Source organism: Calidithermus terrae, assembly GCF_003574345.1.
Classification (GTDB): Bacteria; Deinococcota; Deinococci; order Deinococcales; family Thermaceae; genus Calidithermus; species Calidithermus chliarophilus.
The window spans coordinates 1-25,704 of record NZ_QXDL01000032.1 but is presented as its reverse complement, the minus strand read 5'-3'; the positions used below and the strand labels follow the sequence as shown (position 1 = coordinate 25,704).

The 25,704-nt window shown below is 68.1% G+C and carries 23 protein-coding genes; 6 read left to right on the top strand and 17 right to left on the bottom strand.

Going from position 1 to position 25,704, the window contains the following annotated elements:
* On the bottom strand, positions 1-1,212 hold a 1,212-nt coding region (locus Mterra_RS05740), incomplete at its 3' end, for a S8 family peptidase (protein WP_147372566.1).
* Between the two features lie 207 nt (positions 1,213-1,419).
* Between Mterra_RS05740 and Mterra_RS05735 the strand changes: the two genes are divergently transcribed.
* A complete protein-coding gene (locus tag Mterra_RS05735; protein ID WP_170159566.1) occupies positions 1,420-2,253 on the top strand; it encodes a TrmH family RNA methyltransferase in 834 nt (277 codons plus the stop codon).
* A gap of 250 nt (positions 2,254-2,503) precedes the next feature.
* Here the strand turns inward: Mterra_RS05735 and Mterra_RS05730 are convergent, their stop codons facing one another.
* From Mterra_RS05730 to Mterra_RS05660, 15 genes are all read right to left on the bottom strand, one after another.
* Complete coding sequence (locus Mterra_RS05730; protein WP_119314303.1) at positions 2,504-2,962, bottom strand: metallophosphoesterase family protein; 459 nt, start codon at positions 2,960-2,962, stop codon at positions 2,504-2,506.
* 3 nt (positions 2,963-2,965) lie between these two features.
* Positions 2,966-3,838 (bottom strand): N-carbamoylputrescine amidase, encoded by an 873-nt coding sequence (gene aguB, locus Mterra_RS05725; protein ID WP_176582514.1) that lies wholly within the window; start codon positions 3,836-3,838, stop codon positions 2,966-2,968.
* A 2-nt stretch (positions 3,839-3,840) separates the two neighbouring features.
* A complete protein-coding gene (locus Mterra_RS05720; protein ID WP_245971540.1) occupies positions 3,841-4,869 on the bottom strand; it encodes an agmatine deiminase family protein in 1,029 nt (342 codons plus the stop codon).
* A gap of 189 nt (positions 4,870-5,058) precedes the next feature.
* Positions 5,059-5,724 carry a histidine phosphatase family protein gene (locus Mterra_RS05715; RefSeq protein ID WP_119314302.1) on the bottom strand — a complete coding sequence of 222 codons (666 nt, stop codon included), beginning with the start codon at positions 5,722-5,724 and terminating at the stop codon, positions 5,059-5,061.
* Positions 5,725-5,743: 19 nt separating this feature from the next.
* Positions 5,744-6,748 (bottom strand): phosphoribosylformylglycinamidine cyclo-ligase, encoded by a 1,005-nt coding sequence (purM, locus tag Mterra_RS05710; protein WP_119314301.1) that lies wholly within the window; start codon positions 6,746-6,748, stop codon positions 5,744-5,746.
* A gap of 22 nt (positions 6,749-6,770) precedes the next feature.
* Positions 6,771-8,198 carry an Asp-tRNA(Asn)/Glu-tRNA(Gln) amidotransferase subunit GatB gene (gene gatB, locus Mterra_RS05705; RefSeq protein ID WP_119314300.1) on the bottom strand — a complete coding sequence of 476 codons (1,428 nt, stop codon included), beginning with the start codon at positions 8,196-8,198 and terminating at the stop codon, positions 6,771-6,773.
* A gap of 225 nt (positions 8,199-8,423) precedes the next feature.
* Positions 8,424-9,020 carry a putative metallopeptidase gene (locus Mterra_RS05700; RefSeq protein WP_147372565.1) on the bottom strand — a complete coding sequence of 199 codons (597 nt, stop codon included), beginning with the start codon at positions 9,018-9,020 and terminating at the stop codon, positions 8,424-8,426.
* A gap of 155 nt (positions 9,021-9,175) precedes the next feature.
* A complete protein-coding gene (locus tag Mterra_RS05695; RefSeq protein ID WP_119314298.1) occupies positions 9,176-10,612 on the bottom strand; it encodes a mannose-1-phosphate guanylyltransferase/mannose-6-phosphate isomerase in 1,437 nt (478 codons plus the stop codon).
* A 337-nt stretch (positions 10,613-10,949) separates the two neighbouring features.
* Positions 10,950-12,377, bottom strand: a complete 1,428-nt coding sequence (gene gltX, locus Mterra_RS05690; protein WP_119314297.1) for a glutamate--tRNA ligase — start codon at positions 12,375-12,377, stop codon at positions 10,950-10,952.
* 274 nt (positions 12,378-12,651) lie between these two features.
* Positions 12,652-13,851, bottom strand: coding sequence for an MFS transporter (locus Mterra_RS05685; protein ID WP_119314296.1), 1,200 nt, complete (start codon positions 13,849-13,851; stop codon positions 12,652-12,654).
* 56 nt (positions 13,852-13,907) lie between these two features.
* Complete coding sequence (gene bshC / locus Mterra_RS05680; RefSeq protein ID WP_119314295.1) at positions 13,908-15,404, bottom strand: bacillithiol biosynthesis cysteine-adding enzyme BshC; 1,497 nt, start codon at positions 15,402-15,404, stop codon at positions 13,908-13,910.
* A gap of 206 nt (positions 15,405-15,610) precedes the next feature.
* Positions 15,611-16,249 (bottom strand): Crp/Fnr family transcriptional regulator, encoded by a 639-nt coding sequence (locus Mterra_RS05675; RefSeq protein WP_119314294.1) that lies wholly within the window; start codon positions 16,247-16,249, stop codon positions 15,611-15,613.
* 123 nt (positions 16,250-16,372) lie between these two features.
* Entirely contained in the window at positions 16,373-17,182 is an 810-nt protein-coding gene (locus Mterra_RS05670) for a menaquinone biosynthesis family protein (RefSeq protein WP_119314293.1), read from the bottom strand.
* Between the two features lie 46 nt (positions 17,183-17,228).
* Positions 17,229-17,864 (bottom strand): peptidylprolyl isomerase, encoded by a 636-nt coding sequence (locus Mterra_RS05665; protein WP_119314292.1) that lies wholly within the window; start codon positions 17,862-17,864, stop codon positions 17,229-17,231.
* A 48-nt stretch (positions 17,865-17,912) separates the two neighbouring features.
* On the bottom strand, positions 17,913-18,227 hold the full coding sequence (locus Mterra_RS05660) for a hypothetical protein (RefSeq protein ID WP_119314291.1): 315 nt from the start codon (positions 18,225-18,227) through the stop codon (positions 17,913-17,915).
* 155 nt (positions 18,228-18,382) lie between these two features.
* Between Mterra_RS05660 and Mterra_RS05655 the strand changes: the two genes are divergently transcribed.
* Positions 18,383-19,102 (top strand): S24 family peptidase, encoded by a 720-nt coding sequence (locus Mterra_RS05655; RefSeq protein ID WP_170159565.1) that lies wholly within the window; start codon positions 18,383-18,385, stop codon positions 19,100-19,102.
* A gap of 59 nt (positions 19,103-19,161) precedes the next feature.
* On the opposite strand, the gene Mterra_RS05650 is transcribed toward Mterra_RS05655, so the two are convergent.
* On the bottom strand, positions 19,162-20,028 hold the full coding sequence (locus Mterra_RS05650; protein ID WP_119314289.1) for an AfsR/SARP family transcriptional regulator: 867 nt from the start codon (positions 20,026-20,028) through the stop codon (positions 19,162-19,164).
* A 691-nt stretch (positions 20,029-20,719) separates the two neighbouring features.
* Here Mterra_RS05650 and Mterra_RS05645 point away from each other — a divergent pair.
* From Mterra_RS05645 to Mterra_RS05630, 4 genes are read left to right on the top strand one after another with little or no spacing between them, the layout of a single operon-like run.
* Positions 20,720-21,004: a hypothetical protein gene (locus Mterra_RS05645; RefSeq protein WP_245971539.1), complete on the top strand. Its 285-nt coding sequence runs from the start codon at positions 20,720-20,722 to the stop codon at positions 21,002-21,004.
* Positions 20,983-21,522, top strand: a complete 540-nt coding sequence (locus tag Mterra_RS05640) for a hypothetical protein (RefSeq protein WP_119314288.1) — start codon at positions 20,983-20,985, stop codon at positions 21,520-21,522. Before Mterra_RS05645 ends, Mterra_RS05640 begins: the two co-directional genes overlap by 22 nt.
* A 33-nt stretch (positions 21,523-21,555) precedes the next feature.
* The gene (locus Mterra_RS05635; RefSeq protein WP_119314287.1) at positions 21,556-22,452 is read left to right on the top strand and encodes a winged helix-turn-helix domain-containing protein; all 897 of its coding nucleotides are present in this window, start codon (positions 21,556-21,558) and stop codon (positions 22,450-22,452) included.
* Entirely contained in the window at positions 22,439-25,480 is a 3,042-nt protein-coding gene (locus Mterra_RS05630; RefSeq protein ID WP_245971538.1) for a helicase-related protein, read from the top strand. The genes Mterra_RS05635 and Mterra_RS05630 overlap by 14 nt, the downstream gene beginning before the upstream one ends.
* Positions 25,481-25,704: the final 224 nt, after the last annotated feature.

Below are 25,704 nucleotides of genomic sequence, written 5' to 3'. Positions count from 1 at the left end.
GACGAGGCTGACGACCCCGCGCCCGCCGCTGTTCTCGTTGCCGACGGGGCGGGCGGTCTCGAGCAGCGCCTGCTGGACGGTGCCCCCCGGGGTGCCCGGCCGGGCCGACAGCAGCAGCGCCGCGCCGCCCGCCACCAGCGGGGTGGCCATCGAGGTGCCGCTCATCGACATGTAGCCGCCGCCCGGCACCGCCGAGACGATGCCCACCCCGGGGGCCACCAGGTCGGGCTTGCTCAGCACGCGGTTGTAGGGGTAGCCCCACAGCACCGGGCCCCGGCTGCTGAAGGAGGCCACCTGGTCGCCCTCGTCGGTGGCGCCCACGCCCAGCGCGTCGGGGAGGTTGGCGGGGGAGGCGGTGGTCTCGGCGCCGGGGCCGTAGTTGCCGATGGCGTAGACGCCCACGATGCCCAGCGACTTCACCCGCTCGACGATGGTGGCGAACTCGGGCCAGGTGCCCTCCACCGCCAGCGACAGCGAGAGCACCTGCACCCCCTGGTCGATGGCCCACTGCATCCCGCCGATGATCTGGGCCAGCGTGCCCCCGCCGTCGGGCAGCACCAGCGCCGAGACGATGCGGGCGTCGGGCGCGGCGCCCACCTCGTTGCCCACGATCAGCCCGGCGGTGTGGGTGCCGTGGGTGTCGGTGTCGCGGGGGCTGGCGGGGGAGGCGTTGCCCTCGCTGTCGACCACGGCGAAGGCCGCGACCTTGCCGGCGAGGGCCGGGTGGCTCGCGTCGACGCCGGTGTCGAGGTGCCCGATCCTCACCCCCTGCCCGCGGTACCCCGCCGCCCAGAGCTGGGTGGCGCCGATGCGCTCGAGCGCCCACCTCGAGCCCCCCGGCGCGCTGCTGCCCTGCACGCGGGGCCGCGGGATCTGCACCCGGCGGTTCTCGTAGACCCGCCGGACGCCGGGGGTGTTGGCGAGGGCGGCCACGGCGTTGGCCGGCAGGCGCACCAGGAAGCTCTGGTTGAGCCAGAAGCCCTTGAGGGGCCGGACCTTGAGCTTGAGCTTCTGCACCTCGAGCTGCTGCTTGAGCGCGCCCAGCAGGCCCTGCCGGGCCTGGCCGGGGGGCAGGCCCCCCTGCTCCATCTCGACGATGACCTCGACGGTGCCGCCTTGGGCCAGCCGCTGCCGGAGCTTCTCGTCCACCTTATTCTGGGCAAGGCCCAACGTGCACAGCGCGGCGGCCAGCACGAGAAGAATCTTCCTCATGAGGCCAGGGTAGCCGAGGGAGATATGGGCCGCTTAGGGATATCCTTTAGCGCGGCTTACCGTGGGCTCACGCGGCTCCAATGCAGCCGGGGAGGCGTAAAGCCCCCTCCCCGAGCCCCGTGCTTGACTCTCCAGCTGCTAGAGACTTTACCCTGCCTCTCGGCCGGGGCCTGGGGCCCCGGGCATAAACCCCACGAGGTGAGGGCGATGAACACGGCAACGACGGAATTACGCCCCGGCGGGGTGGTGGACTCGCTGCTGCACCCCCTGGCGCAGGAGGTTCGCGGGCTGCTGCGGCACCCGCAGCGCGACGCCGCGGACCGCTCCATCCTGATCGACGACGAGGAGAACATCCTGCAGGCCCTGCGGGCGGGGGTGCGGCTCGAGCGCCTGTTCCACGCGGGCGAGGAGACCCCCTCCGAGGGGCTGCTCCGGGCCTTGCCCCCGGGCGTCGGCGTCTACGAGGTCGCCCGCCGCACCTGCAAGAAGCTCTTCGACAACGACAAGGTCTCCCGCCTCTTCGCCGTCGCCCGAGCCCCCGCCCCGGTGCGGCTGGAGGACCTGGACAGCCTCGGGGGCGACGTGGTGGTGCTCGACGGGCTGGGGATCGCGGGCAACGTCGGGGCCATCGTCCGCACGGCGGCCGCCCTGGGCGCGGGGGCGGTGGTGCTGCTCAATTCCGAGGCCGCCGACGTCTACGACCGGCGCCTGATCCGCGCGAGCCGGGGGAACGTGTTCTCGCTGCCGGTGGTCAAAGCCCACACCGGGCCCTTCCTGGCCTTCTGCCGCGCCCGGGGCTTGCCCCTCCTCGTGGCCACGCCCCGGGGGGAGGCCCCGGTCGGGCGCCTCGCGGCGCTGCCCCGGCCGCTGGCCCTGGCCTTCGGCAACGAGCTCGAGGGCTGTTCGCCCGCCCTCGAGGCGGCGGCGCGCTTCCGGGTGCGCATCCCCACCGACCCGCGGGTGGAGTCCCTCAACGTCTCGGCCGCGGCGGCCATCGCCCTCTTCCACCGGATGCCGGGGGCGGGGAGCGTTGAGCTGTGAGGCGGCCCCGGCGTGGGTGGGTCATGCCGGACTCGAAAAGACAATCCTCCGATCCGAAGACCCTCAGGGGCTATCTTTTTGAACCCTAGAGCGCTGCCTTCGGCCGGCCCGGCCGAAGGGGGTATCATAAGAAATCCGCTCGATCTGTTCTTACTTTTTGGGGCCCCCGCCCGAAGCGCTGCAACTCGAAGCGGTCGTAACAGATGAGCTTTTGCTCGCGCTTAGCGGAACGCTTCGGGTGGGGTTCATATCACCCCTCGAGCTCGACGACCTCGGCCCTCGGCCCGCCTTCGCCCAGGCGCAGCCAGCCCACGCTCACCGGCAGGCGGAAGCGCCTCGGGCCCGCGCTCCCCGGGTTGACGTAGAGCACCCCGGCCCGCTCGAAGACCGCCGGCCGGTGCGTGTGGCCGCTCAGCACCACGCCCACGCCCGCGGCGGCGGGCTCGAGGTCGAGCGTGTCGAGGTCGTGGAGCAGGTAGATCAGGGTTCCCCCGGCCTCCACGAACTCGCTCCCGGGGAGCCGGGCGGCCCAGCCGCCCCGGTCCACGTTGCCCCGCACGGCCCTGACCGGGGCGAGGCGGGCGAGGGCCTGGAGGACGCCCTCCGCGCCCACGTCCCCGGCGTGGAGGATGAGGTCGGCGCCCGCGAGGGCCTCGAGGGCCTGCGGGCGCAGGAGTCCGTGGGTGTCGGAGATCAGGCCGACCTTCACGCTTTACTGGCGGGTCTTGCCGTCGTAGGTCAGCAGCGGGCCGTAGAGCTGGGGCCGGCGGTCGCGGAAGAAGCCCATCCCGGCGCGGAAGGCGCGGGCCTTGGCGAAGTCGAGGTCGGCGTAGAGGACGCCCTCCTCGCCGGCGCCGAACTCGGCGATCTTGTTGCCCATGTAGTCGCTGATGAAGCTGTGGCCGTAGAAGGTCTGCTGGCGGCCCTCGATGGTCTCGGTGCCCACGCGGTTGGGGGCGGCGAGGTAGACCACGTTGCTCACCGCGTGGCCGATCATGGCCCGCTGCCACATGTCCTTGGTGTCGATGCCCCCGGCCTCCTCCGGCTCGGAGCCGATGGCGGTGGGGTAGAGCAGCAGGTCGGCGCCCAGCAGGGCCATGGCGCGCGCGGCCTCGGGGTACCACTGGTCCCAGCACACCCCCACCCCGACGGTGCCGTGGCGGGTGTTCCACACCTTGAAGCCGGTGTCGCCGGGGTTGAAGTAGTACTTCTCCTCGTAGCCGGGGCCGTCGGGGATGTGGCTCTTGCGGTAGACGCCCATCAGGCTGCCGTCGGCGTCGAGCATGGCCAGGCTGTTGTAGTGCGCCTGCCCGCAGCGCTCGAAGAAGCTGACGGGCAGCACCACGCCGAGCTCCTTGGCGAGGGCCTGGAAGCGCGGCAGGAAGGGGTGGCCCTCGACGGGATTTGCCAGGCTGAAGAATTCCTCGCGCTCGAGCTGGCAGAAGTAGAGGTTCTCGAAGAGCTCGGGCAGGAGCACGATGTCGGCGCGGTTGGCGGCGGCCTCGCGGATGAAGCGCTCGGCCTTGGTGAGGTTCTCCTCGAGCACCTCGCTCATGCTCATCTGTACGATGGCGAGTTTGGGCACGTTCAACCTCCTTCCCAGATCCGGCCCACGGGCTGCTGCTGGGTCACGCAGTGGAAGGCCCCGCCCCCCGTGATGAGGTTGCGGGCCATCAGGCCGATCACCTGGCGCTCGGGGAAGACCTTGCGCAAGATCTCCAGCGCCCGCTCGTCGTTGGGGTCGCCGTAGACGGGCACCAGCACCGCGCCGTTGGCGACGTAGAAGTTGGCGTAGGTAGGGGGCAGGCGGGTGCCCTCGAGGTAGAGCGGGTTCTTGGGCAGCGGCAGCCGGACGATCTGGAAGGCCCCTAAGCTCTCCAGGATCTCGAGGTTTTCCTGCAAGGGCCGGTGGTTGGGGTCGGACGCGTCCTCGCACACCGCCGTCACGATGACCTCCTCCCGCGCGAAGCGGGTGATGGTGTCCACGTGCCCGTCGGTGTGGTCGCCCTCAAGCCCCTCCCCCAGCCAGACCACGGTGTGGATGCCCAGGTAGTCGCGCAGGTAGCCCTCGAGGTCTTCCTCGTCGAGGGTGGGGTTGCGCTTGGGCGAGAGCAGGCACTGGCGGGTGGTGAGGCACACCCCCTGGCCGTTGACCTCGAGGCTCCCCCCCTCCATCACGACCCCCGCGCGCCAGAGCTTGCCGCCCAGGATGCGGGCCATGTGGCCGGGGATCTGGTTGTCGAGCTGGGCCGGGTACTTCTCCCCCCAGCCGTTGAACTCCCAGTCGGTGAGCGCGACCTCCTCCCCCCGCCTCACGAAGATCGCCCCGCTGTCGCGCAGCCACAGGTCGTTGTGGGGGACGCGGTGCAGGGTGACGTTGCCGCTCTTGAGCCGCGCCTTCGCGTCGGCCTCGGACTCCTCGTCGGCCACGATCAGGTGCACCGGCTCGAAGCGGGCCAGCGCGTCCACGAAGGCCGCGAACTCCTGGCGCACGGGCTCGAGGTAGCCCGCCCACTGCTCCTCGTCGTGAGGCCAGGCCGTCCAGGTCGCGGCGTGCGGAGCCCACTCGGCGGGCATGGCGAAGCCGAGGGCTCGGGGGGTGAGGGTCTTCTCCACAAGTTCACAATCCTAGCACACCCGCATGAGCAAAGGGTCAGCAAACGGACAGGGAATTGGCGGGGGCAGGAGGTAGGGAGTGGCCGGCCCCTTGTCAAAGGTCTGGGGTCAAGGGTCGAGGGCCAAAGCATTTCGCACCTTGCGTTTTGCGTCTCGCGTTTCGCGTTAGACGTACGACGTACGACCCCCTTACCGGCTCGACTCGCTCGCCTGCCCCATCCCCCCGCTCGCCACCTGGTCGTCGGAGAGGTAGTCGGCCCAGGTCTCCAGGTGCCCCACGTCGCCGACGGTGAGGGCGCTGCCCTCGGGGTAGATGAGGCGGGTGATGGAGGTGTTCTGGATGTGGAACTTGCGCCAGGCGAGGCCCTCGAGGCCCAGCACCACCTTGAGCGCGGCCCGGATCACCCCGCCGTGGGCCACGGCGATGAAGCGGCCCTCGGGCAGCTCGCGCAGGAAGCCCTCCACCCGGCAGGCCACGTCGGCCATGCTCTCGCCGCCGGGGCGGGGGGTGTTCCAGGGGTCGGCGCTCACGGCGCGGTAGTAGTCGGGGAACTCGCGCTTGATCTCCTCGTGGAGCTTGTTCTGCAGCTTGCCCACGTCGATCTCGCGCAGGCGGGGCTCGAGCCAGAGGTCGAGGCCCAGGTTCTCGGCGATGGGCCGCGCGGTCTGCAGGGCGCGGGAGAGGTCGGAGGTGTAGAGCGCGTCGAAGGCGAGCTGGCTGTTCTTCAGGCGCTCGGCCACCCGGAAGGCCTGCGCGATGCCCTTGGGCGATAGCGGCACGTCGAGCTGGCCCTGGAGCCTACTCTCCGCGTTCCAGGCGGTCTCGCCGTGACGGATCAGCCAGATTTCGGTCATAGGCTAGGTCAGGCGCGCTCTACCCCACCGTCACGCCCCGGCCCTCGAGCGTCTGCCCTACACGATACCCCAGGCCCAGGCACTCCAGGGCGGGGGTCGCCTCACTTTCCGCGACCACCACCAAGTAGCCCAGCCCCATGTTGAACACCCGGAACATCTCCTCCTGCGCCACGTTCCCGGCCTGCTGGATCAGGCGGAAGAGGGGCGGGACGGGCCAGGTGCCCGGCTCGACGCGGGCCCCGACGCCCTCGGGCAGCACCCGGGGCAGGTTCTCGTAGACCCCGCCGCCGGTGACGTGGGCCATGGCCCGCACCTCGATCCCGCTGTCGAGCAGGCGCGAGACGGGCTCAAGGTAGCTGTGGTGGGGCTCGAGCAGCGCCTCGCCCAGGCTGCGGCCCAGCTCGGGGCGGGGCTGCTCGAGGTCCCAGCCCTCGAAGACCTTGCGGGCGAGGCTGTAGCCGTTGGTGTGCAGCCCGGAGGAGGGCAGGGCCAGGATCACGTCGCCAGGCCGGACTTTGGAGCCGTCCACCACGCGCTCGCGCTCCACCACGCCCACGATGGTGCCCACTAAGTCCAGGCCGCCGGGGTGGTACACCCCCGGCATCTCGGCGGTCTCGCCGCCCAGCAGGGGCATCCCGGCGGCCTTGCAGGCCTCGGCCAGTGACTCCAGCACCGCGCCCAGCACCTCAGGCTCGAGGCGGCTGCTCGCCACGTAGTCCAGGAAGAACAGCGGCTTGGCCCCCTGCACCAGCAGGTCGTTGACGCAGTGGTTGACGATGTCGAAGCCCAGACCGCCCCAGCGCCCGGTCTGGGCGGCCAGCACGGTCTTGGTGCCCACCCCGTCGGTGGAGGCCACGAGCACCGGCTGCTTCATCCCTTGCAGCCTTCGGGCGTCGATCATGCCCCCGAAGGCCCCGATGCCCGCGAGCACCTCGGGGGTGTAGGTGGACTTGATGCGGGCGGCGGCGGCCTTGAGGGCGCCCGCCTTGCGGTCGATGTCTACCCCGGCGTCTTCGTATTTCATGTTGTCCCTCGTCCAGGCCGGCTCAGGCCAGTTGCACGCCGATGGCCTCGGCCAGCAGTTGGCGCACCACGTCGGGCTTGGCGGTGCCCTTGCTCTCCTTCATCACCTGGCCCAGCAGCGCGTTGATGGCCTGGAGCTTGCCGTCTTTGATCTGCTGCACCACGGCCGGGTTGGCGGCCACCACCCGCTCGACCAGCGCCCGGATGGCCCCGGTGTCCACCACCACCCGCAGGCCGCGCTCCTGCACGAGCTGTTCGGGGTCGGCGCCCTCCATCACCTCGGGGAGGAGGTTCTTGGCGACGCGGCTGGTGATCTCGCCCTTCACGAACAGCCCCACCAGGCGGCCTAGGTGCTCGGGGGTGAGGCGGGTATCCTGGATCTCGAGCCCCCGCTCGTTGAGGTAGCCGGCCACGTCGGCGTTGAGCCAGTCGGCCAGCTTTTGGGGCTCGCCGCCGTACACCGCCAGCGCCTCGTCGAAGAAGCGGGCCAGCGAGGCGTTATAAGCCAGGATCTCGGCGTCGTACTCGCGCACGCCGCTCGCCACGTAGCGGGCGAACTTCTGCGCGGGGAGCTCGGGCAGGGCCGCGCGCAGGCGCTCGAGCCAGGCCGCGTCCACCACCACGGGGGGCAGGTCGGGCTCGGGGAAGTAGCGGTAGTCGGACTCGCCCTCCTTCAGGCGCATCACGTAGGTCTTGCCCCCGCCCTCGTCCCAGCCCAGCGTGGCCTGCTCGACCCGGCGGCCCTGCCGCAACAGCTCGGTCTGGCGCTTGATCTCGTACTCGAGCGCCCGCTGCACGCTCCGGAAGGAGTTGAGGTTCTTGATCTCGACCTTGGTGCCCAACGCCTCCCCCCGCCGCCGCACCGAGACGTTGACGTCGGCGCGCATCTTGCCCTCCTCGGGGTTGGCGTCGGAGACGCCTAGGGTCTGGGCGATGGAGCGGACGTGGCTCAGGAAGGCGCGGGCCTGCTCGGGGGTGCGGATGTCGGGCTCGGTGACCATCTCGATCAAGGGCGAGCCGGCGCGGTTGAGGTCGATGAGCGAGCAGTCGCCGAAGTCGGGGTGCAGCGACTTGCCCGCATCCTCCTCGAGGTGCACCCGCTTGATCCCCACACGGGCCCCGGCGACCTCGAGCCAGCCGTGCTCGGCGATGGGCAGGTCGTATTGGGAGATCTGGTAGTTCTTGGGCATGTCGGGGTAGAAGTAGCTCTTGCGGTGAAACTGCGTCCAGGGCGCGATGCGGCAGTTAAGCGCCAGCCCGAAGAGGATGCCGTACTCCACCGCCTTGGCGTTGGCGACGGGCAAAACCCCCGGCAGCCCCAGGTCCACGGGGTGTACGTGCGTGTTGGGCTGTGCGCCGAAGTACCCCGCCGGAGCAGGCGAGAACATCTTGGTCCTGGTCTTGAGGTGCAGGTGGACTTCGAGCCCCACCACCGCTTCAAAATCCGACATACCGCTTCATTATAGGCACAGCCGTTAGCAAGCCGCTTCCAGCCCTCAGCGGGGGCCCGTGATCCGTCGAGGGCCAAGGCGTTTTGCGTTTTGCGTCTCGCGTCTTGCGTCGTACGTCTTACGTCTTACGTCTTGCGTTTGGCGTCTCGCGTAGGACGTACGACGTACGGTACCAGGCGCCCGACGTACGACCCGCGCCCGGCTATCGACCCTCGACAACCCACCCTAACTCGCCGCCCCCTGCGCGTCGTTCGTGATCGCCACCCAGTACGGCACCTGCAGCCGCTGCCCTTTCACCTTGAGGCCGTCCTGGAGCTCGACGGTGAGGGCGGGGAACTGCGCCTCGAGGCCCGTGGGGAGGTGTTGCTCGGTCAGGGAGCGCACCTGGCGGTCGAACCACTTGCGCCCGGGGCCGTGCCAGCTCCCGCTGGCGAACTTGCGGGGCTCGCCGTTGAAGTGGGGGGAGATGTGGTAGAGCTCGTGGACGAGCACCTCCAGGCGCTCGCGGGGCTCGAGGGTCCAGAAGCGGGTCCAGGCGAAGGCCAGGATGTAGCGGGCCTCGAGGCCCGCCTCGGTGAGCACGGGGGTGAGGCGGTACCAGCGCTTGCGGATGCGCCGGATCTGGGTGGGCAAAGGGTAGCAGCGGGCGTAGGTGAGCACGCGCTGGGCTTTGCGGGAGTAGAACAGGGCGAACTGCACGCGGTGCACGTCAACGTGCTGGAGGTCAGGCACCCGGCGGCAGACCTCGGCGGCGGCCTCGCGCAACCCCTGGCTGAGGTCGAGGCGGTGGGCGGGTTCGGTCATGAGGATTCTTCGCGGCATGGGGTTGCTAAACAGCTTGAGGGCTCGAGGCCGGGGGTGCGGTGACCTCTGTGACAAAGCCCCTGAGAAGTCCTTAAGCCTGTGTTCACGAGGTTAAACGCCCCGTGGCCGTCCCCAGTTCCCGGTCCTCCGACCACTGCCCGCGGGAAGCGCCCTCAGTCGCCCATGCCGCTCTCGAGCAGCAGCTCCTCGCTGGTCTCCAGCCGCACCACGTCGTCCTCGCCCAGGTACTCCCCGCTCTGCACCTCGATGATCACCAGGTCGATGAGGCCGGGGTTGGACAGGCGGTGGGGCGTGGCGGCGGGGATGTTGACGGACTCGTTGGTGCGCAGCCACAGCTCCTGATCCCCGCGCACCACGCGCGCGGTGCCCGAGACCACCACCCAGTGCTCGCTGCGGTGGTGGTGCAGTTGCAGCAGTTGGCTCTGGCCGGGCCGGATCACCAGGCGGCGGATGGCGAAGTTGGGGCCCTCCTCCAGCAGCGTGTAGCTGCCCCAGGGGCGCTGCACGGTGCGGTGGCGGGTGGCGGCCTGGTGCTGCTTGGCCTGGAGCTGCTCGACCACCTTCTTCACGTCCTGCACGCGGTCGCGCCGGGCCACCAGCAGGGCGTCGGGGGTGTCCACGATCACCAGCTTCTCCACCCCGATGGCGGCGACCACCCGGCCCTCGCTCTGCACGAAGGTGTCGCTCGCCCCCACCAGCACCACGTCCCCGAAGACCCGGTTGCCCTCGGCGTCGGGCGGGACCAGCTCGGCGGTGGCGTCCCACGAGCCCAGGTCGCTCCAGCCGAAGGCGGCGGGCACCACGGCCACCCGGTCGGACTTCTCCATCACCGCGTAGTCCACGGAGATGTTGGGCACGGCCTTGAAGCTCACCGCGTCGATGAAGCTGGGGCTGCTTTTGGGGCTGTGCTCCCAGCAGCGCAGCACCGCCTCGTGGACTTCGGGGGAGAGGGCCCCCAGCGCCTGCAGGTAGGCCCCAGCCTGGAAGCAGAAGATGCCCGCGTTCCAGTAGAAGCCGCCGTGCTCGAGGTAGCCCTCGGCGGTCTCGAGGTCAGGCTTCTCCACGAAGCGCTCCACCCTGAACGCCCCGCCGCCCAGCGGCTCGCCCTGCTGGATGTAGCCGAAGCCCGTGGCCGGGTAGGTGGGCCGGATGCCGAAGGTCACCAAGTACCCCTGCTGCGCCGCCGCCTCGGCCTGCTGCGCGGCCTGCACGAAGGCCTGGAGGTTCTCGATGAGCTGGTCGGAGGAGAGCACCAGCATCACCGCCTCGGGCCCGTGCCGCTGGGCCACCTGCAGCGCGGCGAGGGCGATGGCGGGCGCGGTGTTGCGCCGCAGGGGCTCGACCACGTAGGTCAGCTCGAGGCCCTCCGGCAGCCCGGTCGCCGCGTACTCGTTCTTGGTGCTGAAGTAGTGCTCCTGCCCCGTCACGGTGAGCACCTCGCGCACCCCGGGGATGCTCACCGCCCGCAGCAGGGCTTTCTGCAGCAGGCTCTGCCCGTCGGGCAGGCGCATGAAGGGCTTGGGGTAAAGCTCGCGGGAAACCGGCCACAAGCGCGTACCGGCCCCACCGGAAAGGATCACGGCAACCATAAATTCACCTAAGCCCTAGAGTAACGCCTGTTCGTAAAACCCTCGTTACCGCTAAAGCCTGCCGACGGGGGCGGCAAATTGGCGGCGCGTTACTTCGGCGGAGCGATGGGCTAAGCCCGTGAAATGGCGGGGTTTACGCATGGGGAAGGTCGATAGCTGATAGCTGGGCGTGGGTCGTACGTCGTACGTCGTACGCAAAACGCAAAACGCAAGACGCAAGACGCGAGACGCAAGACGTAAGACGTAAGACGTACGACGCAAGACGCAAAACGCAAAACGCCTTGGCCCTCGACGGACCACGGGCCCCCGCTGAGGGTTGAGGGCTGGAAGCTGACGGTTAATCCAACGCCTTCCCCAGCCGCTCGAGCACCCGCTCTTTCCCCAAGATCATCAGCAGGTCGAACATGCCGGGGGTCTCGAGCGAGCCGGTGAGGGCGGCGCGCAGGGGTTGCATGACGGAGGCGGCCTTGAGGCCTTTGGCCTCGGCGAAGCCTTTGAGGGCGGGCTCGGTGGTCTCGGGCAGGAAGTCGGGCAAGGAGGCGAGGAGGTCGCGCAGTTCGCTCAGGAAGGGGCGGCCCTCCTCGAGCTTGGCCTTTGCCTTCTCCTGCACGGGGTAGTCCTCGCGGAAGAAGTAGACCGCCTTCTCCACGAACTCGCCGAGGGTCTCGAAGCGCGCGCGCATGGCCTCGACGACCTGCTCGAGGTAGGCCCGGGAGGGGTAGGCGTAGCCGGCGGCCTCGAGGAAGGGCTCGAGGCGGGCGACGAGTTCGTCCAAGCTCAGCACCTCGCGGATGTACTTGCCGTTCATCCACTTGAGCTTGGCGAGGTCGAACACCGGCCCGCCCAGGCTGATGCGGCGCAGGTCGAAGTGCTCGACCATGTCGGCGACGCTGAAGATCTCGCGCCCGTCGGGCATGCTCCAGGCCATGGTGCCCAGGTAGTTCAGCAGCGCCTCGGGCAGGATGCCCTGGGCGCGGTAGCTGTCCACGCTGGTGTCCATCTTGCGCTTGGAGAGCTTGGACTTGTCGGGGTTGCGCAGCAGCGGGGTGTGGCACCACACCGGCTCCTCCCAGCCGAAGGCCCGGATGAGCAGCACGTGGAAGGGGGTGCTGGTGAGCCACTCCTCGGCGCGGATGACGTGGGTCACGCCCATGAGGTGGTCGTCCACCATGGCCGCGAGGTGGTAGGTGGGGTAGCCGTCGGCCTTGAGCAGCACCTTGTCGTCGAGCTGGGCGTTGTCGAACTCCACCGGACCGCGCAGCAGGTCGTGGACGACGGTCTTGCCCTCCAGGGGCACCTTGAGCCGGATGACGTGCGGCTCCCCGGCCGCCGCGCGGCGCTCGGCCTCCTCGCGGGGGTAGTCGCGGTAGCGCCGGTTGTAGCCTTGCTGCTGGAGCCCGGCCTTGCGGGCCTCCTCGCGGGCGGCGGCGAGCTCCTCCGGGGTGTCGAAGGCCCGGTACGCCGCGCCCGACTCGAGCAGCCGCAAGGCGTGCTGCTGGTAGATGGGCAGCCGCTGCGACTGCACGTAGGGCGCGTTGGGCCCGCCCTTCACCGGCGACTCGTCGGGGGAGAGCCCGATCCACTCGAGCATCTCCAGGATTCGTCGCTCGGAGGTGGGGTTGTAGCGCGTGCGGTCGGTGTCCTCGATGCGCACGATGAACTTCCCGCCCTTCTGCTTGGCGAAGACGTAGTTGAACAGGGCCTGGTACGCCGTTCCGACGTGGGGGTCGCCCGTAGGGGAGGGCGCGATGCGGGTCACGACCATAGCACCAAGATTATTACGCCGGACGCCGATAGCTGATAGCCCATAGCCGGGCGCCGGGTGCGGGTCGTACGTCCTACGTCGTACGCAAGACGCAAGACGCGAGGCGCCTTGCTCCCCCCTTAGCAAGGGGGGCTGGGGGGGATACCCCCTCCCCGCGGGCGGGGAGGGACGGGGAGGGGTTTACCACGAGCTACAGGCCACGAGCCACAAGCCTTACACGTCCCGCCTTTAGCTATCGGCTATCAGCTATGGGCTATCGGCTACCTAATAACCCTCAAACCCTTCTCGCCCAGAACAAATACCCCACCGCCATCGTGCGCAGGACGATCGAGGCCAGGATGGGCAGGTGGTAGGGGCTGGGGCCCACGTTCAGGCTGCCGAGGGCTCCGCCGAGGGCGGAGCCCAGCATCCCGAAGACGCCGACCACGATGCCGAAGACGGCCAGGTAGGCGCCCCGGTGGGCGGGGGGGGCCTGCTGCAGGGCCACGTTGGTCTGGGCGGCCCCCAGGCCGCTCCAGCACAGGGCGTCGGCGACGGCGGAGAGCCAGATGGGGAGGGTGTGGCCGGGGCCGCCCAGCAGCCACAGGCCCGGCAGCACGACGGAGCCCACCAGCCCGGTCCAGATCAGCACCAGCCCGTGGCCGTAGCGGTCGGCGAAGCGGCCCCACAGCGGCCCGAACACCAGCCCGCAGGAGGCCGAGATCACCGTCCACAGGCCCACCTCGGTGAAGTTGAGCCGGGCGTACTCGAGGAACAGCGGGAAGGCGAAGGGCCCGCCCACCAGCACCGCGAACCACCAGAAGGCGAGGAAGCCCAGGAAGCCCAGGAAGGCCCGGTCGGTCAGGGCGACGCGCAAGGAGCCGGCGGCGCTCGAGCTCTCGTGCGGCGGCTCGTGCTGCCAGCGCAGCACCTGCGAGGCCGCCACCCCCAGCACCACCCCCAGGCCCAGCACGATCAGGAAGCCCCAGGGTTTGGGCACCGCGTCGATGAAGAGCCCGGCGCTGAGGTTGCCCAGCGTGCCCACCAGCCCCAGCACCGCGTTGCGGAAGCCGAAGTAGCGCCCGCGCTCGCGGGGGGGCACCAGGTCGGCCATCCAGCTCGTCCACAGCACGTTGACCGGGGCGATGACCACCTGGCTCAGCGCGGCGACGAGCAAGAACGCGGGCACCCGCGCCTCGGGGGGCAGCAGGGGTGCGAGGAGCACCAGGCCGAAGACGGCCCGCCCCGAGCCCGCCAGCAGCATGGTGTAGGGCTTGCGCTGCCCCTTGAACATCAGGGCGAAGGGGGCGGCCAACTGCCCCAGCAGCGGGATGGCCCCCAGCACGGCCAGGGCGGCGGGGCTGGCCCCCAGCCACAGGGCGTAGCCCGTGACCACCACCCCGCTGCTCCAGTTGATGAACAAGATCGCCAGCGTGCCCTCCCACACGGAGAGGCGCAGCGAGCGCAGGGGTTCTTGGGAGCCGAGCCGGAGCATGGGGTGCAAAAAAAGTGGACCTCAGCAGTCCACGCAACAGTCTTACACCCTTCGGGCTAGATCTCCAAGATCACCCGTCCGGTGGATGAAGCTTCCTTCAAGGCCCGCAGGGGGGTCTCGCCGTGCTTGAGCAGGTACATCAGGAAGGGGTAGACCCGCTCCTGGGGCAAGCCGGAGGGGGTGAGGTGGCGCCGCAGCCGCTCGAACTGGTCGCGGGCGATGCCCTCTCGCCGCAGCTCGGTCTGCAGCACGATGTGCTCGAGCCGCTCGAGCTCGTGGGTCACGCGCACCCGGGCCCGGTGGGCGGGGCGCTCGAGGGTGGCCTCGAGCAGGTGGGGCCTCAGCCCCTCGAACTCGGCCGCGACGCGCCCCAGCGCCGCGCGGATGGCCGCCACCCGGGCGTCGTCCCCGGCGAGTGCGGCCAGGAAACAGCCCTCGGGGTCGTCCTGGAAGGCCCAGGCGTCGAGGCCGTACTTCCGGAGGATGCGCGCCACCGGGGGCTCGAGCACCACCGCGCTCACCCGGCGCGCCACGGCGGGGGGCTCGAGGCCGTGCAGCCGGTACACCCCGCCCAGCTCGGCCACGTACTTCAGCTCGCCCGGACCCACCACGAAGGCGGCGGTGGGGAGCACGGTGTCCTGCAGCACCGGCCGCAGCCCGGCCGCCGGGGTCAGGCGGGAGGGGTCGTGCCCCAGCAGGGCCTCGAGGTCGGCGCGGCTGTAGCGGCGCACCCCGTCCTCGAAGCGCCCCTCCCGGTAGCGCAGCAGGCGGCGCTCGCCGTCCTCGCCCTCCAGGAAAAGGTTGGTCGCGGCCTCGCCCCGCCCCAGCACCGGGTGCAGCCCGTGCTGCCGCATGGCCTCGGCGGTCTCGTTGATGGCCTGCGAGGAGGCCAGCGGGTCGGCCAGCTCGCGCCGCAGCCCGGGGACGAAGAGGGGGGCCAGCTCGGGGGCCATGGGGTCGAGCAGCACCAGCCCCTCACGGCCCAGGAACTCCAGCATCAGCCGGGCGAAGGCCTCGGCGTAGCTCCACTCGCCCCTGAGCGCGACGCAGACGCGCCGCTGCACCGCGCTCACCCCCTTGAAGCGCTCGAGCAGCTCGCACACCGCGCCCGCGTGGGGCAGGAAAGGGATGCGCCCGGCGGGCCGGGCGGGGGGGAGCTCGAGGCTCAGCGCGTGCACCTGCTCGTCGAAGTCGAGCAATTGCACGTCGCGCACCTCGGCGGTGTCGTGGTCCTGCGAGGCCACCCAGAACACCGGCACCACCGGGCGCTCGGGGCGGTCGTGCTCCCGGGCCAGCGCGAGGGCGGTGTGGGCTTTGTAGAAGGTGAAGCCGGGGCCGGTGAGCAGCCCGGCCTGCTGCCCGGTGACCACGGCCCGGCTGCCCGGGTGGGCCAGCCGCCGGGCGGCCTCGAGCGCCTCCCGCGGGGCCCCCAGCCGCTGCAAGTACGCCAGCAGCCCCGCCGAGAGGGCCTCGCGGTCGGCCGCACGGGGCTGCTCGAGGAGCCGGGGGAGATCGGCCAAGCCGTAGGGGAGAAAGCGCGCGATCTCGGACATGCGGGAACTAAGCTACCCTACCCGCGCGAGCGAGATTGAGGAGTGAGGCATCATCGGGGCATCAAGGGTCAATGGTCAATGGTCAAGGGTCAATGGTCAATGGTCAATGGTCGAGGGTCAAGGCGTACGACGTAAGACGTAGGACATGCCTTTAGCGTCTCGCGTATCGCGTACGACGCAGGACGTACGACCCCTGGCGTTTAGCGTCACCTCGAGATCTCCCGCAGCGCCTGCGGCTTGAGCACCAGGATGCGGCGGTAGCCCAGCTCGAGCACGTCCTCCAGGGCTAAGTCGGCGAGCACCTTGCTCACCGTCTCGCGGGTCGAGCCGATGATGTGGGCGAGGTCCTGGTGGGTGAGCACGATCTCCAGGCCCTCCTCGCCCTTCTGCATGACCTCGAGCAAGGTCTTGGCCAGCCGCGGCAGCACCTCCTTGAAGCGCAGGTCGCGCAGGCGGTCCTCGGCGCGGCGCAGGCGGCGGATGAGCATCACCAGCAGCGCCTGCTGGGTGTCGGGGAAGCGGCTGGCGACGCGGGTGAGGTCCTCGCGGGCGGCGGTGAGCAGCTCACAATCGACGAGGGGCTCGGCGAAGACCCCGTATTTGTGCCCCGTGAACAGCGCGGCCTCCCCGAAGATCTCGCCCCGCCCCACCACCGTCAGCGTGATCTCCTCCTCCTTTCCCCCGAGCTGGAACAGCCGGACCCAGCCCTCCTTGACGTAGTACAAGGTGGTGGCGTCGTCCTCGGGATAGCACAAATAGCCGCCCCTGCGCGCGGTGTAGGGGTGGAAGATCTGCTCGAGTTCGGCGCGGGCCTCGTCGCTGATGCCCGCTAGCTCCGGAATCATACGTCTTTACTTTATCGGCTTTATCACAATTTGGTACCGGGTGCGGGGATACAAAGCCCGCTCACTAGGGAGATCGCCGGGCTTGACGGGGCGTTGACCGTCCCGGCCGCTGCGGTCCGCCCCTCACAGGTAGAGCGGTTGGCGGGACGTGGGCAACAGCCCCCGCTCCTCCGCCCGGCGGAACAGCTCGCGCACCGCGCGCTCGCCCTCCTCGCCCACGTCCAGGGAGAAGTCGTTGACGTAGGTGCGGATGTGGGCCCAGATCACCTCGTCCTCCAGCTCGAGCGCGTGCTGCTTGATGTAGGCCACGGTCTCCTCGGGGTGGGCGTAGGCGTACTCGAGGCTCTCCCGGACGGCCTTGTCGAGCGCGCGGATGGCGGCCTCGCCCAGGTCGCGGCGGGCCAGGATCGCGCCCAGGGGCAGCGGCAGGCCGGTCTCGCCCTCCCACCACTCGCCCAGGTCGAGCACCTTGACCAGCCCGTAGCGCGGGTAGGTGAAGCGCGACTCGTGGATGATGAGGCCCCCGTCCACCTCCCCCGCCTGCACGGCGGGCATGATGCGGTCGTAGCGCATCTCGACCGGGGTGAAGCCCTCCTCGAGCAGGCTCAGCAGCAGGAAGGCGGTGGTGTGGCGCCCGGGGACGGCGATGCGCTTGCCCCGCAGGGCGTCCAGCGGGCCGCGGGCCACCAGCAGCGGGCCTACTCCCCGCCCCAGCGCCCCGCCCGAGCGCAGGGCCACGTAGCGCTCGCGCAGGCGGCCGTAGGCGGCGTAGCTGATCTTGGTGAGGGGGAGCCGGCCCTCCAGGGCCCAGACGTTGAGGGTCTCCACGTCCTCCAGCACCTCGGTGACGGGGCCGGGGGCGGCGACCTTGCCGTGGGCGAGGGCGTAGAAGATGAAGGTGTCGTTGGGGCAGAAGGAGTAGCCGAGCTGCATCAGCGCTATCCTACGCAGCCCGGCTCGAGGCGGCTACGGCCCCGGCTCACTTTGCCTTCTGCACGATGTACACCCGGGTCATGCGGGTGGGCTTGGCCGGGGGCTCGCCGCGGGCGATCTTGTCGAGCACCGCCATGCCCTCGACCACCTTGCCGAAGACGGTGTAGAGGCCGTTGAGGTTAGGGGTGGGGCCCAGGGTGATGAAGAACTGCGAGCCGTTGGAGTTGGGGTCCTGGGTGCGGGCCATGCCCAGCACGCCCTTGGCGTCGAAGGTGAGCTTGGGGGTGACCTCGAGGCCGAACTCGTAGCCGGGGCCGCCGGTGCCCCAGGCGGCGGGGTCGTCGCGCAGGGTGTTGGGGTCGCCGCCCTGCACCACGAAGCCCTCGACCACGCGGTGGAAGGCCAGCCCGTCGAAGTAGCGGTTGAGCGCCAGGAAGACGAAGGAGTTGACCGTTTTGGGGGTCTCGGCCTCGTAGAGGTCGATGACTAGGCGCCCGGCGGTGGTCTCGAGCACCGCCCGGTAGTCGGTGCTCGGCTTGAGCACCGACTTGGCCTCCTTGAAGCTGCGCACGGGCTTGGCCGAGAGGTAGGGGGTGAGGGTGTAGCCCTTGGGGACATAGGTGCCCTGGGCCAGGGCCAGGCCGAGCAGGAGGGCCAGCGGGATCGCGCGGAGGGGTTTCATGGCCTCGAGCCTACCCAATCCGCATGAAAACTGCGTTATCGCCACGGCTCACCCCCTGCTGCCGGGCTTGAAGCGCTCTTCGTCCTTGCCCAGCCGAAGCCCGAAGGCCTTCAGCAGCGTCCCCACCGTGGTCTCGTAGCCGATCCAGCCCAGCAGGGCCCCCACCGCCACCACGGCCCGTGGGGAGAGCTCGAGCCACTCCGCCAGCAGCAGCGAGCCGAAGAGGCCCCAGAAGGCGCTCGAGGCCACCCGCGCCACCTTGCGCCAGCGCCCGCGCGCCCCGTCGAGCCCCGCGCGCAGCACCGCGCTGACCGCCGCCGCAAAGCCGCACCAGCCGTACACCGTCCAGTCCTGTCCGATCATGGTTAAGCACTCCTTCGCCCGGTAGGCCCTGCCGTTGATATGTTTCTGGCGTAATATGGAGCCGGCTTCAGTTTAGGGCGAACCGCCCCCCAAGTCAATATGACTTGACTCGAGATTAAGTCTGATGCAAGATGACTCATAGATCGGAGGTCGGCATGTCGCTTCCCGAGTGGGCCAGGGCCATCCGCCAGCGCCGCGCGGCGCTGGGCAAGTCGCAGGGGCAGCTCGCCCGCGAGTCGCAGGGGCGGCTCAACCAGACCGAGATCAGCCGGCTCGAGCGCGGCTTGGTGCACCCCACGCAGTCGCTGGGGGCGGCCAAGCTCGAGGCCCTGCTCAAGGCCCTGGACTGGACCCCCGCCGGCTTCGCCCAGGCGACGGGCCTGGAGTACCCCGGGCTGGGGTTGCAGGCCGTGGGGGCCCTGCCGTACCGCCCCCACCTGCGGGTGCCCCTCCTGGGCGAGGTCGCGGCCGGGATGCACCCGGTGGAGGTGCTCGGCGAGCGTGAGGAGTGCCTGATGGTTGACGAGGAGTTCCTGCCCAAGGGCACCCGCCGCGACCGCCTCTTCGCCCTGCGGGTGGTGGGCGACTCGATGATCTCCGACGAGCTCGTGGGCATCCCGCCCGGCTCGGTGGTGCTGGCCGAGGCCGACCGCCTGCCCACCCCCGGCGAGATCGTGGTGGTGTGGGTGCGCTGCCCCAAGGTGGGCTTCGAGGGCGGGGTGATCAAGGTCTGGAGCGAGGGCGACGACGGCCAGGTGCTCAAGTCGCTCAACCCCAAGGGACCGGTCTTCCGCCTCTTCGACTGCGACGAGGTGCGGGTGCAGGGCGTCTTCCGCCTGGTGATGACCCCCCCGAGCGCGCTGCGCCGGCGCTGAGGCTCAGGGGGTCTTCGCGCCCTTTCCCCCCGGCATCAGCGGGTGTTCGTGGGAGGCCATCAGTTCCCGCGCGGCTCGAGCGCCGCCTCGCCCGTGCGCCGCCCCTGAGCGAGCATCTGCTGCACGCCCTGCAGCAGGCTCTGCACCAGCAGCAGCGCCTCGGGGAGGCTGCGCTCGGGGGGCCAGGGCTCCGCGCCCTCCTCGCGCAGCAGGGTGTAGAACTCGCGGGTCTGGCGCGAGGGCGCCACGCCGAGCTCGAGCCACAGCGCCCGCACGCAGCGCTCGTACTGCCGCAAGGCGGCGGTGCGGTCGCCGATGAGGTGGTGCAGTCGCATCAGGCGCAGGTGGGTGGCCTCGCGGGCCGGGTCCAGGGCCAGGCCCCGCTCGCCGTAGGCCAGCCCGGCCTCGAGCCGCCCCCGGCTGAGGCAGCGGTCCATGAGCTTGTCGAGCAGCAGCAAGTAGACCTCGCGCAGGTGCTCCCGCTCGCCCAGCACCCACTCCTGCCCCCAGCCCACCAGCAACTCGTCGCGGTAGAGCGCCGCCGCCCGCTCCAGCCCCTCGGCCTGCGCCCGGCTGAGGCCGCCGCTGGCCTGCCCCTCGCCCGCCCGCGCCAGCCGGAGGAACTGCCCCACGTCGCTCTCGAGGCCCTCCTCGTCCAAGGAGACCCAGTCCTCCTCGGTCCTCAGGAAATGCCCGCTCTCCGGCAGCGCCGAGCGCAGTTGCCAGAGGGCCTGGCGCAACTGCTTGAAGGACTTCCCGGTGCGGGTGTCGCCCCACAGCTCCGAGGCCAGGCGCTCGCGGGGGTGGGCCCGCGGGCGCTGCAGCAGCAGGTAGGCCAGCAATTCCCGCGCCTTCAGGGGCTCGAGCGGCCGCGCTTTCCCGGCGCACTCGAGCTCGAACTTGCCGAACAGACGCACGTAAACCATTCCCGGCCACCTCCCCGCCTCCGGCAAGGCCGCCGCCGTCGGGGCACGCCGGGGAGTCGGGCGACGGCACGGCTTAGCGTTGGGGTGAGTGTAGGCGCGGCGGCGTTAAACCTACGTTATAAAGCTCGAGGCATCGCGCCGTGGGCCGCGTGTCCGGGCGGGAAAAGCCGAGCACCCCGGCTGTGGAGTCCGGGGTGCTCGGTTTCGGCTTGCGCTGGTGGGCGATATGGGATTTGGACTCACAACCATACGTGTGTGGAAAGCTCTAGCGAAGCTCCTCTGCGCCCCTGATACTTGCTGTATACGTGGTATGGGCATTTGCTATTTCCCTTCTAATTTCGCATGCCCACGCTATTTAACTCTTCTAGTATTGTCAAGCTTTCGTCAGGGAAAGGCTTTCTCAGATAGAACTCTAGAAGATGAGCTATACTCGCGTTTCAGAAACCTGGGCAGTAGGGTGCTTGCGCTGGTGGGGGGTTCTGCAATAATTGTCAAATTTTGAGCTTATGCCATATCTTTAGCCCGTGGCACAGTCCGCTAGGCCTGATCCCATCTGTATGGGTTTCCAGGGACAAATCCTCCCAAGGAGTCTCGAGAGGCTTAAGGCTTACCGAGTGAGGACACCCTGTAGACCTAGCTGGAGGGCAACTGCTTACCCTTGGACTTCTTCTTGGAAATCGGAGACAACCCCATGAAAGGGAAGCTGGGCAAAGAGTGGTTGGCGGAGGGCTGGGCCCAGGAGGGCCTGGAGGTAGGCGTCGAGGCCATTACCGAGCGCTTCAAGGCGAGGAAGGTCAAGACCACCCCTCAGACCCTGGCCCAGCTCAAGAAGCACACCCAGGAAACCCTCGACCAACTCCGGCCTCTGTACCAGCGCCTGGAAGCCACCGACCGGCTCATCGACCGGCTCGTGGCTCGGCTTTATGGGCTCACCGACGAGGAAGCGGAGAGGCTATGGGCTACCCCATCGTCATAGGCTATTGCCGGGGCGAGGCCCTGCTCGACCTGGAGGGGCTCTTCAGGATCGTGAAGCTCGAGCCCTCTTACGCCGAGCAGACCGTATTCGCGGAAGCGGCTCGAGCCCACTTCGCCGGGGTGGTCCTTTTGGGGCAAGAGGCCTTTCTCTTTGGCAACACGGCAGTTCTACGGACGGGCTGGAGCGAGCCCTGGCTCAAGGGACTCATGCGGATGGTCTCGGCAGCAGACCCGCTTCGGGCCGAGGAGATCGCCGAGCGGGTCTTCTTGCGGCGGATTTTCGCGCAGGGGCTACAGGGCTTGCTCGAGCTAGACAACTGCCTGCGGTTCCTGGAGAAATACGCTAAGCGGGCCGAGGCACAGCACATTCGCTGGCAGGCTTTCGACGAGGCGGCTAGCTGGCACGCCTGGACCCTCGAGCTCGAAGACATAGAAGCGAGGATGCAGAACCTGCGGCTCACCCTGGGCCGCTTTGCCGTGCGGCTGGGCAACCGCTGGTTGCGGGGGGAACACTTGTGACGCTTTCAAAGCGTAGCCGGAGGGAGGGTATCAATGGCCGAACCGTATTCGCTTGGACCTTATAAAGGTGAGCTCCTGCTGGACCTGGACGGGCTTTTCCAGGTACTCCGGCTGGTTCCGCCCTATCCACCCCGTGCGGCCCTCGAGCAGGTTCTGATCAAGCGGGCGGTCGCCATCCTGGTGCAGTGGGATACCCAGGTGGGCCTGGTGAGCCCCGATGGAGTCCTCTGGGTAGAGGCCGAGGGGGCCTGGTTGGAGGGTTTGGTCCGACAACTGGAGCAGCTCGACCCCCTCAGTGCCGAGGAGCGATCTGAGCAGGTTCTTCTGGAAAAACTGGCGGAGAACGCAGGGCGCAAACTGTGGGGCTTTCTGGAGGACGTGGAGGCGCTGGTGGCCCATGGGGAGATGGCCCTACGGAGGGCACAGGAATCCCGCCGTTATGAGCAGGTGGCCACCCTGGCTTACTGGCTCGAGCGGCTGGTCAAGGTGCAGCAGGGCGGGGAGGAACTGGCCAAACTGTGGGGGATTTTTTCCGGGAGAAAGCCGGACAAGCCTGGCAAGGCTGTTAAGCGCGCTCCAGGAAAAACTGAGAAGCCTGACAAGACCGGCAAAAGACCCAAAGGCACGGCCACACCCCAGCAGAATTACCGCTTGCCTATCCTGCGGGCCCTGGCAGAGCTGGGGGGACAGGGGAAAGCGGCTGAGGTGCTGGACAGGGTTTATCAGCAGGTGAAGCACCTGCTCAAGGGCGAGGACATGGAGCCAGCCTACGATGATCCCGGACGCGATGAGCCGGTCTGGCGAAACCGGGCACGCTGGGAGGTTGCCTCCCTGAAAAAGGAAGGTCTGGTGCAATCCGGTGGCTACGGGAGTTGGGTCCTCACAGACAGGGGCCGCAAGTATCTGGAGGAGCATGATGGTTCAGCCTAACCTTCCCGACTTCATCGATAACGAGCACCTCAAGCTGGCTGAGGCCCTGGATTGGCTGCTGCGCAGCCAGCCTCGAGCCGACATCGCCAGCGGCTACTTCAACCTGGGGGGGTACGCGCTGGTAAAGGAGGCGCTTCAGGGCGTTCTTAGGCTTCGCCTTTTGCTCTCCAAGAAGCAGGGGGCTTCCGGTGGGGAACTCTACCCTGCCGGTTTCCGGCAAGACTTGGCCAGGACGCAGTTTGCCTCTCGCAACCGTGAGCTTGCCAAGGAGTTGGTGCAACTCCTGCTCCGACCCGAGATAGAGGTGCGGCTCTACACCAAGGGATTCTTCCACGGCAAAGCCTACATTTTCGACGATGTAGCCATCATCGGCTCCTCAAACTTCACCCACGCCGGGCTTACCGCCAACACCGAGCTCAACTCGGTGCATAAGCAGGGTTATGCCGCCCAGGCCGCCCGGGAGTGGTTCGAGCGCTTTTGGGGGCAGTCAGAGGACTACAAGCTCGAGCTGGTTCAACTGTTGGAAGAATCCAAGCTCATCAGCAGCAGTTACAGCCCCTACCTGATCTTCCTCAAGAGCCTCTACGAGTACTTCAAGGACGAGCTCACCGTTGACCTGGAGAAGGGCCGGGACATCGGCAAGTCCCTGGTAGACCTGGCCGACTTCCAGCAGAAGGCCTTTGAGCGGGCCCTGCGGATTTTGGAGAAGTACGACGGGGTGTTCATCGCCGACTCGGTGGGCCTAGGCAAGACCTGGATCGGCAAGAAATTGCTGGAGCACTTTGGCTATTTCCAGCGCAAGAAGTGCCTGGTGATTGCTCCAGCTCAGCTCAGGGAGATGTGGCAGAAGGAACTTCTTTCCATCCAGGTGGCCGCTGAAGTGGTGACCATGGAAAGCATGGGGCGTTCCGATTTTGACCCGACCGCTTACTTCGATGTTGAGGTTGTGCTCGTTGACGAATCCCACAACTTCCGCAATTCCAACCAGCGTTATGCGGCCCTCTCCCGCATCATGAACGCCGGGCAGCGGAAGAAAGCGGTGCTGCTCACGGCGACTCCCATCAACAACTCGGTCTTCGACCTCTATAACCAGATCATGCTCTTCGCCCGTGGGGAGCGCTACTTTGCCCGGGCGGGCATCCCCAACTTGCGCAGTTACTTCATCCAGGCCCTGGAGGACGGCGACCTCCTGAACCTGCTGGAGGAGGTGATGATCCGACGTACCCGGCAGTTCGTCAAACAGGAGTTCCCCGAGGCCGTCATCAACGGCGAGCCAGTGCGCTTCCCTAGACGGGAACTACACACCGAGCGCTATGACCTCGAGGCCCTCTACCCCGGCCTCTACCGGCAGGTGGCCGAGCGTTTCGAGCGGCTCGGCCTGGCGGTGTACAACCCGGAGGCTTTCCTCGAGCGACCCACCTTGGAGCAGCAACTCGAGCGTGAGCGCAACGAGGCTCTGATCGGCCTGATTAAGAGCCTGCTCCTCAAGCGCTTCGAGTCCAGCGTGGAAGCCTTTCGTATCTCGTTGCGTCGCCAGATCAACTTTCACGAGCGCTTTATTGAGGAACTCATGCACGGTCACCTCCTCTCCAGCGCCGATTACCGCCACCTCCTGGCCTTGGAGAATGAGGAGGAAGCCTCAGCTTTGCTCCAATCCCTTCCCACCGTGGACGCCTCGGCTTATCGGGTACTGGAGCTGGCTCGGGTCGTGGCGGAGGACCTCGAGCGCCTGCGCGAGATGCTGCGCCTGGCGGAGCCCGTGGCCGTGGAAAACGATCCTAAGATCGCCAAGCTGGTGGAGCTGATCTGTGAGCGACCGGGCAAGAAGATTGTGGTGTTTTCCTACTTCCACGACACCATCCGCTACCTTGAAAGGGCTTTCAGGGAGGCCTATGCGGGATCCTTGCAGGCCGTGCGCTGGGAGGTGGTGGATGGCAGCGTGCGCCCAAAAGAGCGTGCAGATATTCTTCGGCGATTTGCGCCCAAATCTCAGAAGGCGCAAATCACCCCCGAGGAGGAACTGGATCTGCTCCTGGCCACCGACGTACTCTCCGAAGGGCAGAACCTACAGGACGCGGATACCCTTATCAACTTCGATCTGCACTGGAACCCTACGCGCATGGTGCAGCGAGCCGGACGCATCGACCGGCTGGGCTCACCCTTCGAGGTGATCCACGTCCACAACTTCTTTCCTGAGGAGGGCCTCGAGGAAATGCTTGGGCTGCTCGAGCGGCTGATGGAGAAGATCGTCCAGATCGACAAGAACGTGGGCCTGGACGCCAGTATCCTGGGCGAGGTGATCAACCCCAAGACCTTCAACGCTCTGCGCCGCATCGAGCGAGAGGACGCTAGCATCGCCGATGAATTGGAAGCCGAGGCCGAAGTCTCCAGCGAGTTCATGCGGGCTATGCTCTCGGCCTTCCTGCAGAAAGTGGGGGCGGAGCGGCTCGAGGCCATCCCTTACGGGGTGCACAGCGGGATGGCGGGGAAGGGCAGGCGGGGGGTTTTCTTCCACTTCAGGGTGCGAGGCGAGCACCTCTGGCGCTTCTACGATGTGGACAAAAGCACCGTGCTCGACTCCAAGCAGCGCATCTACAACCTGATTCAATGCGATGAAAACACCCCACGCATGGATGCAGATTACGACATAGACCGCATCCTCGGCGAAGTGAGCCGGGGGCTATTGGAGGAGTTGAATGTACAGCACGCCGCGTCGGTGGGGGAGTTGCCCAAGGCTCAGAGGAATGTGTTGACTGCCCTCAGGAGCCTGTCCAAGCATCCCCAGGTAGACCGCCAGGATCTGATCGAGCTACTGAAAGCCCTCAACCAGCCGCTTTCGCGGGTGCTGGTGCGCGAGCTCGAGGCCATTCACAAGACCCACGGTGCCGACGCGCTGGAACTCATGGAAGCCCTTGAGGATTTCGTGGAGCGCTATTACCTGGCTCAAACCGATCCGGCCACACAGGCGGTCCAGCGCTTTAGTGAGGAGGATCTCGAGCTGGTTGTCTATATGATGCTTACGTACTAGGTTATGGCTTTCTATAAGCCGAGAAGAATTCTGGGGGGTTGGTAACACCAGACCTGGAGCGGCCAGGGATTAAAAGAGAAACCGGGGTTTATCAGACCTTGTCATTACCCACATCTCAACCCTGTATGGTTCGAGACGATGGAACTGCATCCCGAGGATCCGGTTCAATGGGCCAGCCTGCATTTCGCGGAGGCCGAGCTGGGCGACGCACGGCGGGTAAAACG

Excerpts from the sequence above, each read along its gene's own strand:
- Mterra_RS05735 (WP_170159566.1), top strand. The coding sequence starts at position 1,420 with ATGAACACGGCAACGACGGAATTACGCCCCGGCGGGGTGGTGGACTCG.
- Mterra_RS05715 (WP_119314302.1), bottom strand. The coding sequence starts at position 5,724 with ATGACCGAAATCTGGCTGATCCGTCACGGCGAGACCGCCTGGAACGCG.
- purM (WP_119314301.1), bottom strand. The coding sequence starts at position 6,748 with ATGAAATACGAAGACGCCGGGGTAGACATCGACCGCAAGGCGGGCGCC.
- gatB (WP_119314300.1), bottom strand. The coding sequence starts at position 8,198 with ATGTCGGATTTTGAAGCGGTGGTGGGGCTCGAAGTCCACCTGCACCTC.
- Mterra_RS05700 (WP_147372565.1), bottom strand. The coding sequence starts at position 9,020 with ATGCCGCGAAGAATCCTCATGACCGAACCCGCCCACCGCCTCGACCTC.
- Mterra_RS05695 (WP_119314298.1), bottom strand. The coding sequence starts at position 10,612 with ATGGTTGCCGTGATCCTTTCCGGTGGGGCCGGTACGCGCTTGTGGCCG.
- gltX (WP_119314297.1), bottom strand. The coding sequence starts at position 12,377 with ATGGTCGTGACCCGCATCGCGCCCTCCCCTACGGGCGACCCCCACGTC.
- Mterra_RS05685 (WP_119314296.1), bottom strand. The coding sequence starts at position 13,851 with ATGCTCCGGCTCGGCTCCCAAGAACCCCTGCGCTCGCTGCGCCTCTCC.
- bshC (WP_119314295.1), bottom strand. The coding sequence starts at position 15,404 with ATGTCCGAGATCGCGCGCTTTCTCCCCTACGGCTTGGCCGATCTCCCC.
- Mterra_RS05675 (WP_119314294.1), bottom strand. The coding sequence starts at position 16,249 with ATGATTCCGGAGCTAGCGGGCATCAGCGACGAGGCCCGCGCCGAACTC.
- Mterra_RS05670 (WP_119314293.1), bottom strand. The coding sequence starts at position 17,182 with ATGCAGCTCGGCTACTCCTTCTGCCCCAACGACACCTTCATCTTCTAC.
- Mterra_RS05665 (WP_119314292.1), bottom strand. The coding sequence starts at position 17,864 with ATGAAACCCCTCCGCGCGATCCCGCTGGCCCTCCTGCTCGGCCTGGCC.
- Mterra_RS05660 (WP_119314291.1), bottom strand. The coding sequence starts at position 18,227 with ATGATCGGACAGGACTGGACGGTGTACGGCTGGTGCGGCTTTGCGGCG.
- Mterra_RS05655 (WP_170159565.1), top strand. The coding sequence starts at position 18,383 with ATGTCGCTTCCCGAGTGGGCCAGGGCCATCCGCCAGCGCCGCGCGGCG.
- Mterra_RS05650 (WP_119314289.1), bottom strand. The coding sequence starts at position 20,028 with ATGGTTTACGTGCGTCTGTTCGGCAAGTTCGAGCTCGAGTGCGCCGGG.
- Mterra_RS05645 (WP_245971539.1), top strand. The coding sequence starts at position 20,720 with ATGAAAGGGAAGCTGGGCAAAGAGTGGTTGGCGGAGGGCTGGGCCCAG.
- Mterra_RS05640 (WP_119314288.1), top strand. The coding sequence starts at position 20,983 with ATGGGCTACCCCATCGTCATAGGCTATTGCCGGGGCGAGGCCCTGCTC.
- Mterra_RS05635 (WP_119314287.1), top strand. The coding sequence starts at position 21,556 with ATGGCCGAACCGTATTCGCTTGGACCTTATAAAGGTGAGCTCCTGCTG.
- Mterra_RS05630 (WP_245971538.1), top strand. The coding sequence starts at position 22,439 with ATGGTTCAGCCTAACCTTCCCGACTTCATCGATAACGAGCACCTCAAG.